Annotated in this window: 8 protein-coding genes; 3 read left to right on the forward strand and 5 right to left on the reverse strand. The window is 73.5% G+C overall.

Annotated features, from left to right (window positions below; genetic code table 11):
- Window positions 1-64: 64 nt before the first annotated feature.
- The 4 genes from I8D64_RS16650 to I8D64_RS16665 all read right to left on the reverse strand — a co-directional run bounded on the left by I8D64_RS16650 (window position 65) and on the right by I8D64_RS16665 (window position 4,635).
- Window positions 65-1,000: a response regulator transcription factor gene (locus I8D64_RS16650; protein ID WP_200503903.1), complete on the reverse strand. Its 936-nt coding sequence runs from the start codon at window positions 998-1,000 to the stop codon at window positions 65-67.
- On the reverse strand, window positions 997-2,364 hold the full coding sequence (locus I8D64_RS16655; RefSeq protein WP_200503904.1) for a sensor histidine kinase: 1,368 nt from the start codon (window positions 2,362-2,364) through the stop codon (window positions 997-999). Before I8D64_RS16655 ends, I8D64_RS16650 begins: the two co-directional genes overlap by 4 nt.
- Window positions 2,365-2,491: 127 nt before the next feature.
- On the reverse strand, window positions 2,492-3,085 hold the full coding sequence (locus I8D64_RS16660) for a universal stress protein (RefSeq protein ID WP_200503905.1): 594 nt from the start codon (window positions 3,083-3,085) through the stop codon (window positions 2,492-2,494).
- Entirely contained in the window at window positions 3,082-4,635 is a 1,554-nt protein-coding gene (locus tag I8D64_RS16665) for an MFS transporter (RefSeq protein ID WP_343068617.1), read from the reverse strand. Before I8D64_RS16665 ends, I8D64_RS16660 begins: the two co-directional genes overlap by 4 nt.
- Window positions 4,636-4,862: 227 nt before the next feature.
- Between I8D64_RS16665 and I8D64_RS16670 the strand changes: the two genes are divergently transcribed.
- Window positions 4,863-5,789: a class II glutamine amidotransferase gene (locus tag I8D64_RS16670; protein WP_200503906.1), complete on the forward strand. Its 927-nt coding sequence runs from the start codon at window positions 4,863-4,865 to the stop codon at window positions 5,787-5,789.
- A 73-nt stretch (window positions 5,790-5,862) separates the two neighbouring features.
- Window positions 5,863-6,804: a CPBP family glutamic-type intramembrane protease gene (locus tag I8D64_RS16675; protein ID WP_200503907.1), complete on the forward strand. Its 942-nt coding sequence runs from the start codon at window positions 5,863-5,865 to the stop codon at window positions 6,802-6,804.
- A gap of 37 nt (window positions 6,805-6,841) precedes the next feature.
- On the opposite strand, the gene I8D64_RS16680 is transcribed toward I8D64_RS16675, so the two are convergent.
- Window positions 6,842-9,556, reverse strand: a complete 2,715-nt coding sequence (locus tag I8D64_RS16680; protein WP_200503908.1) for a LuxR family transcriptional regulator — start codon at window positions 9,554-9,556, stop codon at window positions 6,842-6,844.
- A gap of 626 nt (window positions 9,557-10,182) precedes the next feature.
- Between I8D64_RS16680 and I8D64_RS16685 the strand changes: the two genes are divergently transcribed.
- Entirely contained in the window at window positions 10,183-11,724 is a 1,542-nt protein-coding gene (locus tag I8D64_RS16685; protein ID WP_200503882.1) for a sugar transferase, read from the forward strand.
- Window positions 11,725-11,774: the final 50 nt, after the last annotated feature.

Below are 11,774 nucleotides of genomic sequence, written 5' to 3' on the forward strand. Positions count from 1 at the left end.
TCGCGAGCCTACCGGTGCCGCGGGCGTTCAGGCGCCCGAGGTCGATCGGGTGCCCCTCGACGGGTCAGGCCCCGCCGTCGATCTCGAGCACGCGGATCGCGAGCTGCACGCGGTTGGTGACCAGCAGCTTCTCGAACAGGTGCCCGATGTGGGTCTTGATCGTGGGCAGGGAGAGGAACAGGGCGTCGGCGATCTCCGAGTTCGTCAGGCCCTGCGCGACCAGCCGCCCCACCTCCCACTCGCGCTCGGTGATCGCGTGGGGGAGCGAGCCCGCGTCGGCGGGGACCGGCTGCATGCGTTCGGGCATCCCGTACGGCGTCTGCTCCGCTGCGGCTTCCTGGTCGGTCGACGGGCCGTTGTGTTCGACAGCTGGGCCGGTGCGGTCGGCTGCTGTTCTGGCCTGGGTCCCGGCGCTTCCCGCGGCGAGGGCGACGAGGCGGCGCAGCACGGCGGGGGAGAAGCGGGCCTCTCCGCGGGCTGCCTCGTGGATGCCCTGCACGACCTGCTCGGGCGGGGAGTCCTTGAGCAGGAAGGAGACGGCGCCCGCGCGCAGGGCATCGAGCAGGAACCCGTCGGTGTCGAAGGCCGTGAGGACCACGACCCCCGGTCGAGCGCCGTCGCCGCTCAGCCGGCGCGTCGCCTCGATGCCGTCCATGCGCGGCATGCGGATGTCCATGAGCACCACGTCGGGATCGAGCGCGGCGACCGCGTCGAGAGCGGCGGCGCCGTCGGCCGCCTCGCCGACGACCTCGATGCCGTCGCTGCCGTCGATCATCAGCCGCAGACCGGCGCGCATGAGCTGTTCGTCGTCCACGAGCAGCACGCGGACGCCGGCCGGAGCGGCGGCGCGTGACGGGTCGGCGGCGCCTGACGGGTCTGCGGCACCTGACGGGCCGACGGCAGATGCCGGGCTGACGGCAGATGACGGGGCAGCGCCGTCCTGGGGCCCGAAGGTGCGGGCATCGGGGACCGGGTCGGTCGCGGGGGTCCCGGGCGTCATGCGTCGTCCTCGTCTCGTGATCGGTGGTCGGGCCAGGGGAGGGAGAGCTCGACCTCGAAGGCGGGTGCGTCCCGCGGGTGCTCCGCCGGGCTGTGGTCGTCGTCCGTGTCGGCGCCGCTCGCGGCGACGGCCGCTTCGGCCCTCATCGTCCCCCCGAGCAGGCGCACGCGCTCGCGCAGCCCCGTGAGCCCGAGCCCGGATCCGAGCTCGGAGGCAGCGGTGCGCACCTCCTCCGGCACGGTGTTCCGCGAGGTCAGACGCAGCATGCCCGTCTCGTGGGCGATCCGCAGCTCCAGCGGCTGCCCGGGCGCGTGCTTGCGGGCATTGGTGAGCAGCTCGCGCACCGCGCGCGAGAGGGTCACCACGAGGGCCGAGCCGGCGGCATCGACGTCGTGCGGATCGGTGCCCACCCACTCCAGGCGCACGTCCTGGCCCTCGGAGCGAGCGCGCTCGATCTGCTCGCCGATCTGGGCGCCCGTGGGCAGAGGCTCCGCGTCATCGGTGCGTAGGGCGGAGAGCACGTGGCGCAGCTCGGAGTTCGCGGCACGGGCGTCGGCGAGGATCGTGGCCGAGACGTCGCGCATCTGCTCCGGCGGCATGTCCGCACGGTAGGAGAGGGCGCCGGCGTGCATCGCGATCAGGGACAGGTGGTGAGAGAGGCTGTCGTGCATGTCGCGGGCGATCGCGGCCCGCTGCTCGGACTCGGCCTGGGCGACGAGCGCGCGATGCTCACGGGCCAGCGCCTCGTGCTCGCGCTCGAGGGCCTCCCGCTCGCGCCGGGCGGTCGCGGCCTGGCTGCGCAGGGAGGTGATGAGGATGGCGCGGGTGCCGCGGACGCGCCCCCAGAGCAGGGCGGCTCCCGCGAAGACGAGGCTGAGGAGGATGTCGAACACGAACGTGCTCGACCACCTCCCTTGGGCCCACCGGTCGATGCCGTTGAAGATGAGCCCCGTGGCCGCCGCGAGCGAGAGCCCGATCACGTCCAGACGACGATCGCGCCGGACCCCCACCCGGGCGAGCCCCACGGCGGCGGCGGGCAGGGCGGAGCCGCTGAGCGCGCCGGGCACCACCAGCAGCAGATTCCACAGGCCCGCCCGTCGCATCGGGCCGGCGGCGAGGTTCGCGACGGCGCCGACGCCGACGTCGATCACGAGCGCCAGCCCGACGCGCCCCGGCAGCGATTCGCCGTACGTGTCCCACGCGGCCAGGAAGAGGATCAGGGCGAGGCACGCACCGACGACGAGGCATGCCAGGGAGACCACGAGCATGCGGCCGGCTTCGGCGAGACGACGCACGAGGCGTCCTCGTGCCGGGGGATGGTCGACGCCGCTCGGGGCAGGGGCGTCGACGGGGGAGGAGGTCATCCGCACATCGTAGGAACCCGTGCGGGATTTCCGGATCGGCCGAAGGGACGAGCGCGGGGCGGTGGCACCATGCTCGAGGCGCCCCCCAGACGTCCGCCGTGGGAAGAGCCTTGCGGTCGCCCCGCCGTCACTCCACCTGGGACTGCGCGGCCCCGCGCACGGGCCCGGGCATGATGACGACGGGGCAGCGCGCCCGCTGCACGAGCTGTGCGGCGAAGGTCGGCCCCGTGCCGATCTCCCGTCGGCGCGGCGCATCGACCACCAGGAGCGAGGCCGCATCGCTCGCCTCGAGCAGCACCCGCGCACGCGCGCCGCGCACCGCACGGAGCTCGACACTGCCGTCCCCACGGATGCCACGGGCCCCGTCGGCAGGGCCTGCGTCGTCGGTTCCATCGGACCCGTCGGTCAGGTCGACCGTCGCGCCGAGAGCGCGGCGGACGTCGGCCCGCAGCGCGTCCAGCGCCGCGGTGCGCAGGGGGTCCTCGCTGTCAGCGACGCGGGAGGGCATCGGCCGCACTGATCCGGCCGCAGTGCCCGGCACCCGGTAGGCGCGCAGCGCCACCATCGGCACGCCCCGCACCCTCGACTCCTCGAGCGCCCAGCGCAGAGCGGCCGGGGACCCCGAGGACCTGCTGACCCCGACCACGATCGGGAGCGTGTCGGCCGACGGGGCGTCCGAAGCCCGGTCGGGTCGTCGACTCGTGCCCTCGTCGATGCTCATGCCCTCGCCTCCTGCTCGCCCTGCTCGTCGGCCTCCGCATTGCGCTTGCTGAGCGGATCGGCGACGTCCTCGAGGCCCTTGCGCTCGGCGTCGACGCCGAGGACCTGGGCCACGACGCCGCCGATCAGCATGATCAGGCTGCCGCCCAGGTAGCCGATGACCAGCGGCCCGCGCGAGGAGCCGTCGCCGATCAGGGCCCCGTAGATGAGCGGTGCGATCGCGCCCGCGATCTGCGCGATCGAGAAGAAGTAGCTGATCGCCTGGCCGCGCACCTCGAGCGGGAACACCTCGGAGACCGTCAGATAGGCGGAGGAGGCGCCCGCGCTCGCGAAGAAGAACGCCACGCACCAGAACACCGTGTGCGTGGTGGCCGTCAGCAGATCCGCCGAGAAGGCGATCGCGGAGACCGTGAGGATCACCGCCGCGAGCCCGTACGTCCCGAAGATCATCCTGCGTCGGCCGATGGTGTCGAACAGCGGACCGAGCAGCAGCGGGCCCAGCAGGTTCCCGATCGCGAAGGGGATCATGTACAGCCCCGCCGCGTCCTTCGCGACCCCGTAGAACTGCTCGAGGACGATCGCGTAGGTGAAGAAGATGGCGTTGTACAGGAACGACTGGGTGACCATGAGCGTCACGCCCAGCACGGTGCGACCCGGGTAGACCTTGAAGAACACATGGGCGACCTCGCGGAACGGCAGCCGCTCCTCGGGCTTCACGGTGATCGCCCGCGATTCGTCGACCTCGCCGAGCTCGTGGCCGCTGTCGTGGACCCGCTCCTCGATGCCCGCGATGATCTGCTCGGCCTCCTCGCCGCGGCCGTGGGTGAGCATCCAGCGCGGCGATTCGGGGATCGCCCGGCGCATGAGGATCAGGATGAGGCCGAGGACCGGGCCGATGAAGAAGCCGATCCGCCAGCCCCAGTGCTCGTTCACGAGCTCGGGGTCCAGCAGGAAGATCGTCGAGGCCGCACCGAGGGCGACGCCCGCCCAGTAGGTGCCGTTGACGGCGAGGTCCACGCGCCCGCGGTACTTCGCGGGGATCAGCTCGTCGATCGCGGAGTTGATCGCCGAGTACTCGCCGCCGATGCCCGCGCCGGCGATGAAGCGGCACAGGTAGAAGAACCACATGGAGAACGAGAGGCCCGCGAGCGCGGAGCCCGCGAGGTACACGGCGAGGGTGAGGGCGAACAGCTTCTTGCGGCCGATCCGGTCGGTCAGCCGACCGAACACGAGCGAGCCGAGCACCTGTCCGAACAGGTAGAAGGTCGCCGAGGCGGTGATCTGCTCGTTGCTCATGCCGAGGTCGGCGGCGAAGCCGTTTGCCGCGACGATCTGCACCTCGATGCCGTCGAGGATCCAGGCGGCGCCGAGTCCCACGATCACCAGGGTGTGGAAGCGTGCCCAGGGCAGACGGTCCATGCGCGCCGGGATCAGGCTGCGCACCGCCTGGAACGACGGCCCCGCCGTCGCGCGGGCGCCCCCGCCTCGGCCGGCGCTCCCGCCTCGGCCGGTGCCCGCGCCTCCCTGCGCGGGGTGTGCGGTCTCGGACATGCGTCCCCCTCCTCACGTGCGGTCGGCGACAGCGGTCGGCGGGCGCCCGGTGGGGAGCGTCGCGTCGGCCGGAGCGGCCGTGGACGTGACGCACGCTACTCCCCGTCGGCGAGGCGGGGGTGACGATCGGACCACCCGGCGCTGACCAGCCGGCCGACGGACCGCGCGGGTCCGCGGATCACACTGTCCGGGCGGTCCGCGCGCACCCGCCTTACAGTGGGAGGACCATGTGCCGACTCTTCGCCCTCCACGCCGACCGTCCCGTCACCGCCCGCTTCTGGCTGCTCGACGCCCCGTACTCGCTCGCGCACCAGTCGCAGTTCAACGCCGACGGCACCGGCATCGGATGGTTCGACGACGAGGGAGCGCCGCACGTGCAGAAGCGGCCGGTGGCCGCGCACTCCTCGAGCCGGTACGCCCGGATCGCCTCCGACCTGCGCTCCCGCGCGATGATCGCCCACGTGCGCAACTCCTCCGGGACCGCGAACGAGCTGGTCAACACGCACCCGTTCCTCATGGACGGCATCATCGTCGCCCACAACGGGGTGCTGCGCGTGACGGACGAGCTGCGCGGGCGCGTGCGGGAGCTCGGCGCCGGGCACCTCGTCGAGGGCGCGACCGACAGCGAATGGCTCGCCGCGCTCATCGCCGGTGAGACCTCCGCGGCAGGCGGCGACCTGCACGCGGGGCTGATCTCCGCGATCTCCTGGGTGCTCGGGCGCGTGCCCGTCTACTCGCTGAACCTCGTCGTCGCCCGGGACGAGCACCTCTACGCGCTGCGCCTGCCGGAGACCAACGAGCTGTGGGTGCGAGACCGGCCCGCCGGCGGCAGGAACGACGACGCCCTGCACCAGGCCTCCGACACCCTGCGCGCGACCAGCGCCGAGCTGCGCGACGTGCGCTCGGTGGTGATCGCGAGCGAGCCCATGGACGACTCCGATCAGTGGCGTCTCCTGGGCGACGGCGAGCTGCTGCACGTGAGCCCCTCCGGCGAGGTGGTCTCGGAGACGCCGTTCACACAGCCCGCGCATCGCCTGGGCATCGAGGACCTTGGCCTCAGCGAGGCCGCTTCCCAGGCCCACGCGGCCGAGGCGAAGGAGCGCGCCGAGCGCCGCGCCAAGCTCGCCGGCACCGGGTCGCGACGTGCCGCCTGAGGGGCGGGGCCGGCCCGCGTCCGCCGCGTCGGCGGACGCGCCCCGGTCCGAGACCGACAGCGCGTCCGATCCCGTGCCCGACCCGATCCCGTCGGCCACCCTGCCCTACCACAGGCTCGCGCACCTGCGGCCCGAGTGGGCGCGCTGGTTCCGGCCGCTGCTGACCGCGCTGGCCGCAGGCGTCGCGCAGATCGTCTTCGCCTATCTGGTGCTCGTGGGCACGGTGACCGTGCTCGCGATCCTGCCGGGAGTGGACCCGATGGCGATCGGCCGCAGTCAGGGCGATCCGGCGAGCCCGCTGAGCGTCTTCGTCGCCCTCGCGCTCGGCGCCTTCGCGGTGCCCGCTGCGCTGCTGGGCGTGCGCATCGGCGGCTGGCGACCGGTGCGCACGCTGTGGTCGGTCGCCGGGCGCATCCGCCCGGACATGCTGGCCTGGGGCGCCGCGCGCATGCTTCCCGTACTGGTCATCGCGGCCGTCGCGGGTATGCTCGTGGGCACCGGGCCCGCGCAGATCGGGCCGCGGGGGAGCGCCGGGGCGATCGTCGGCGTGCTCGTGCTGACCGTGGTGCTCGCGCCGCTGCGCGCCGTGGGCGAGGAGCTCGTGTTCCGCGGGATCGGCCAGCAGGCCGTCGGCACCTGGCTGCGCAGCCCCTTCTGGGCGATCGTGCTGCCGGTGCCGCTCTCGCTGATCGGCCGCGGCTTCGGGGCCGACGCGGGCGCGCTCGCCGGGGCCGCCCTCATCTCGCTGTGCAGCGGGATCCTGGCCTGGAAGAGCGGCGGCCTCGAGCTGCCGATCCTCCTGCAGCTGGGCACCTTCGGGCTCACCACCCTGCTCGCGCCCTTCGGTGCCCCCGTGTTCCCCGGCCAGGGCGCCTCGATCGCCCCGTGGGGGATCGCCGTCTTCCTGCTGACCGTGCTGCTGTGCGACGCGCTCGACCGGCACCACGGCCTGCGCATGGGCGAGGGCCTCGCCCGATCGGCCGACGCCCCGTCCCCGCAGCGCGTGCGCGTCTGAGCTCCGGGCCGTCGGCCGTCGGTGGCCGCCGATGGGCTCAGCGGCTGCGACTGCCGACGCGCTCGGCGCCGGCACCCGCACCGACGCCGGCACCGGTGCCCGTGGCCTGGAGGATCTGGACGAGCTGGGCGCGGGAGCGGATGCCGAGGGTGCGGTAGACGCGGGTCAGGCGCAGCTCGACCGTGCGGACCGAGACGAACAGCTCGGAGGCGATCGCCCGGTTGCGCATGCCGCGGCCGACGAGCTCGGCGACCGCCCGCTCCTTCTCCCCGAGCCGGGCCAGGGGATCCGCACTCGCTGTCGTGCGCGGCATCGGGGCGGGTGCGAGGTCGGCGGTGCTCTGCCCCGTCTGGTCGATCGCCAGGAGACCGGCATCGCGCGCCGACCGTGAGTCCGTGCTGCGCCCCAGCTCCTCGAGACGCTGGGAGTAGGCGAGCAGGAACTGGCCGCGCTGGAGCTCGTGGCCCGTGTCGTGACCCGTCTCGATGACGCCCTGGATCTCGCCGTCCGCGGACTCGCCGGTGCTGAGCAGGGTGCGGGAGTTGGCGATCGCGAGTCGCGCCCAGGGCGACGGGGCGTCGTGGGAGAGCGCCGTGAGCTCCTCGAGGACGGCGGCGGCCTCCTCGCGCCGTCCCAGCTCCACGAGCGTCTGGATGTAGTGCTCGTGGAAGCGCAGCAGGTGCGGTGCGTGGAATCGCGCGGCCTGGGCCCTGACCCGTGCGAAGTGCTGGGCCGCGGACTCGAGGTTCCCGCCCATGCGAGCGGCGCGGGCCATCAGGACCGCGACCTCCGCTTCCAGGCGCGGGTTGCCGCCGGGGGCGAGACTGCGCTGGAGACGCGAGAGGATCGTCTCCGCCTCCTCTATCTCCCCGCTGCTCAGCAGCAGCGCGACCTGCGCCCGCAGCACCAGCGGCTGCATCATGCGCGTGCTCGAGCCGAACGGGGCGAGGCTCCGGAAGGACTCGCGCGCGCGCGCGGGCAGGCCCGCGCGGAGCTCGATCTCCGTGAGGTCGAGGGCGCGGCTGAGGGCGCGCGGGGCCGGCGAGGAGGTGCCCCCGCGTCCCGACGGGTCGACGACATCGCGGGCCTCGGCGTAGGACTCGGCGATCGAGAGCGCCTGTGCGAGCACGGTCCTCACGATTCCCTGGTCGCCGGGGCGCTCGAGATCCGCGATCATCACCCGTTCGCAGGCGCCGGCGGGTGCTCCTTCGCCGTGCAGCACCCGGTGGTAGAGGTCGGCCAGGCGCGAGGTCGTCGCGAGCAGGGGCGTCGCGCGCAGCCCGGAATCCTGCGCGAGGCCGACCAGCTCCCGCGCGCCGCGCAGCTCCCAGCGCTGGAGGAGCAGCAGGGCTCCCATGGCCACCAGGTCGATGCGTTCGGTCTCCGTTCCCGCCGCGTGGTCCGCGAGGCTGTGGCGCAGGAGGTGCACCGGCAGCGCCTCGCCCCGGACGTGGGCGAAGAGGAGGGCGGAGCGGGTCAGGGCCGCGGGCATGCCTGATCCCGCGAAGCGCTCGCGGGCGAAGCTGAGGTATCGCTCGGCGAGCTCGATCTCCCCGTGGGCGAGGAGGGACTCCACGAGCTCGCACAGGAGCCGCGCGATCTCCGGGGCCTCGCCGACGGAGAGGGACAGCGCGCGCTCCACGAGGTGCAGGGCCGGCCGCGTGTCGGCCGCGTCCACGAGGGCGCGCGCTCCCTCGAGCAGCACCGTCGGCTGCGCGCGCTCGGGGTCGACGAAGCTGAGATGCCACTGGCCCCACTCGGGCGCGTCCCCGGCGGCGGTCGCGGCGAGCTTCTCGTGGAGGGACTGACGAGCGTGTGCGGTCTGACCCCAGTAGACCGAGGAGCGCAGGGAGAGCGAGCGCAGCCGCACCAGGCCGCCCGTGCGGGTCACCAGTCCGGAACCGATCAGGTCGTCGAGCGCCACGGCCGACGCGCCTGGGTCCCCGCACGCGAGCAGCGTGGTCTCGGGGGTCGCGGGCGCGCTCGAGAGCACCTGCACCAGCATCATCTGCTCCTCGTCGAGCGGGCCGAGGAGGGCCCGATGCGCCTCCTCGAGCCGTGCATCCGCGGGCAGCGGCACCTGGAGGGGCGAGGTGCCGTCCAGGGCCTCAGGGAGAGAGGCGTCGATGAGCCCCTCGAGGGCGAGGGGGTTCCCGCCGGCGGCGGTCGCGAGCAGCAGCAGGACGGCGGGATCCGCGCCCTCGGGTGCGAAGTCCCCCGCGAGGCGGCGCATGGTCTCCAGGTCGAGGTCGGGCAGGCCGATCGTCTGGCGTCGGCCGGAGTCGGGGCCCTGCGCATCGGGCCGGATCGCGAGCGCGCAGCGCATCCCGTGCGGGGCGCAGCGCAGGGTGACGACCTCGAGGACGGTGCGGCTGGGCTCGTCCAGCAGGTCGGCGTCGTCGACGATCACGAGGAAGTCCGTGATCGATCGCCGCTCGATCTCGGAGGCGATGCCGCGGGCGAGCGCGGGCAGGTCCGCCGGGTCGTGCGCGTCGAGCACGGGGAGCGTCTCGGTGCCGAGCAGTCCGTCGATCGCGGCCAGGACGCTGGAGAGGCCCCCGAGGGTCCAGTCGGAGGGGGCCGACCCGGCCCGGACGATGGTCGAGGGGAGGGAGGCGCTGCCCCGCAGCGCGTCGAGCAGGAACGACTTGCCGCTGCCGATAGGGCCGGAGACCGTGAGCGTCCTGCCGGCGGGATCCCGGAGCGCGCGCTGGAGCAGAGCGAGTGCCTCCGGACGCGCGACGAACACCATCTCTCCACCTCCTGCTGACTGCTGATCTCCGGTCCCCGTCCTGGGGCGGGCGCCTCTGCGGCGTCACGATCCCGTCCGCGCCGACGCCTGGAGGGCGCCGTCCGTGCGGCTCGGGTGGGGCGATGCGGGTGCTTCTGCGTGGTGCGGGTCGCACCGCAGTCTCCGCGACGGGTTCCGGGCCGCTCCGGATGCGCGGAACGGGGTAGATCGAGGATGCCACGTCGAGCCCGAAGTGTCCGACTTGCGAGGAATATACGGGATGCGCATCACATCCCGTTTCCGTCATGGCGCGGACCGGCCCCTCTGGGACGCGTCGCGGCCCCCGAGACGCGTCGCTCGACGGGGTCTCCGATGGGCGCGGAGCTCCTTGCGGGATGGCCGGATATCCGCAATGGCTCGCAGTGGAACCACATCCCACGGCCGTGGATCGATGGTGACCCGCAAGTAGCCCGCACCCCCCTTCGCTTCGGGTTCGAGCATCCCTAGGCTGTCCGAAGTGTCCGTATTCGTTCCGGTTGTCCGGAACATGAGGTACGTCGGAGATCGGGGGCGGGGTGCCCCGCCGACGGCTCGGCCAGGACGTGGAGTCCGGCCGGGAACGAGAGTCGACTTCAGGGGGCCTTCCTATGAGTATGCAGGTCGCGGAGGTGCGCGGGAACCGCGCATCCGCAGCGGGCGAGACGGCGCAGAGCGCCGCCGATGTCGAGGAGCACGCGTCGTCGCTCCTCCTTCTTCCGGACACGGGCTTCGCGGAGCCCGGCGCGGAGATCGCCGCGAGCGCGAGCGCACGCAGCGCCGAGAGCCTCGTGGTGCCGCTGCGGCCGGAGCTCGCTCCCGCCGCACCGCATGCGGACCCTTCCCCGGCGCGTCTCGGGGCCCACGGTCGCCGCGTCGCCCTCACCGCGGTGCTCTCCCTCGCCGTCGCCGTGATCACGGTCGGTGCGAGCGCCCTGATGACCGCGGCGCCCCTCGCGGCCGCGGGCACCCTCGCCGTCCTCGCGCTCGCGTGGGCGGTGATGATGAGCGCCCAGTCCTCGCGTCCGCTCGACAGCGCGCGAGCGGACGCCACGCGTCCCCTCCTGCTCGTCGTCCTCGGAGCGCTGCTGCTGGCGCTCTCGCGTCCCTTCCTGGGGGAGATCGTCCCCTCGGGCCCCGCCCTGCTCGCCCTCGCCCTGACGCTCGGCGCGGGCGGCGCGGTCATCGTGGGGCTGGGCCGCGTCCTGCACCCCGTGCGCTCCGTGCTCGTGTCCACCGAGCCCGTCGACCCGATGGCCTCGGGACTCCTGGAGGAGGAGACCGCAGTGCTCGTGGGCGGCGAGGCCGCGCCGATGGACGAGCAGGTCCAGGACGTGCTCGATCGCGTCGAGGAGACGGGCAGCGAGGTCGTCGAGGTCCGCGGCGCCGCGCCCGCGCAGCTGCTCACGCACCTGAGCTGGGAGCTCCGCGGCCGCGGCATCCCGCTCAAGCTGTCCTTCATGGCCCCGGGAGCGCGTCGGTCGCGCGTGCGGGTCGTCTCCGGCGCCCGCGGCGCCTCCGTCGTGATCCGGCCCCCGCGCCAGCCGGTGCCGGTGCGCATGGCCAAGCGCGGCTTCGACATCCTCGGCTCCGCGCTGCTGCTGGCCGCGCTCTCGCCGCTGCTCATCGTGGTGTCCCTCGCCGTGCGGCTGGACGACCACGGGCCGATCTTCTACCGCCAGGAGCGCGTGGGCAAGGACGGCAAGCCGTTCCGCATGTTCAAGTTCCGCAGCATGGCCGTCGATGCCGACGCGAAGCTGGCCGCGCTGCTGCGCGAGCAGCAGACGGACGACAAGCCGCTGTTCAAGATCCAGAACGATCCCCGCCTGACCCGCATCGGCGGCTTCCTGCGCCGCTACTCGATCGACGAGATCCCGCAGCTGCTCAACGTCCTGGGAGGCTCCATGAGCCTCGTCGGGCCGCGTCCCCAGCGCGACGGGGAGGTGGCGCTCTACACGGGCTCCGCGTTCCACCGTCTGGGTGTCGTGCCCGGGATGACCGGCCTCTGGCAGGTCTCCGGCCGCTCCGCGCTGAGCTGGGAGCAGGCGCAGGCGCTCGACGTCCGCTACGCCCACAACTGGTCGCTCGGCATGGACCTGTGGATCATGCTGCGCACCGTCAAGGCCGTGATCGGCAAGGACGGCGCCTACTGAGGCGTCGCTCGGCGGGCGCCATGACTCAGCGCCCAGGATGACGAGAGGGG

It is taken from the genome of Brachybacterium halotolerans (genome assembly GCF_016623465.1).
Lineage (GTDB): Bacteria > Actinomycetota > Actinomycetes > Actinomycetales > Dermabacteraceae > Brachybacterium > Brachybacterium halotolerans.

Coding starts and splice junctions, on each gene's coding strand:
- I8D64_RS16680 (WP_200503908.1), bottom strand. CDS start 9,556: ATGGTGTTCGTCGCGCGTCCGGAGGCACTCGCTCTGCTCCAGCGCGCG.
- I8D64_RS16670 (WP_200503906.1), top strand. CDS start 4,863: ATGTGCCGACTCTTCGCCCTCCACGCCGACCGTCCCGTCACCGCCCGC.
- I8D64_RS16655 (WP_200503904.1), bottom strand. CDS start 2,364: ATGACCTCCTCCCCCGTCGACGCCCCTGCCCCGAGCGGCGTCGACCAT.
- I8D64_RS16685 (WP_200503882.1), top strand. CDS start 10,183: ATGAGTATGCAGGTCGCGGAGGTGCGCGGGAACCGCGCATCCGCAGCG.
- I8D64_RS16660 (WP_200503905.1), bottom strand. CDS start 3,085: ATGAGCATCGACGAGGGCACGAGTCGACGACCCGACCGGGCTTCGGAC.
- I8D64_RS16650 (WP_200503903.1), bottom strand. CDS start 1,000: ATGACGCCCGGGACCCCCGCGACCGACCCGGTCCCCGATGCCCGCACC.
- I8D64_RS16665 (WP_343068617.1), bottom strand. CDS start 4,635: ATGTCCGAGACCGCACACCCCGCGCAGGGAGGCGCGGGCACCGGCCGA.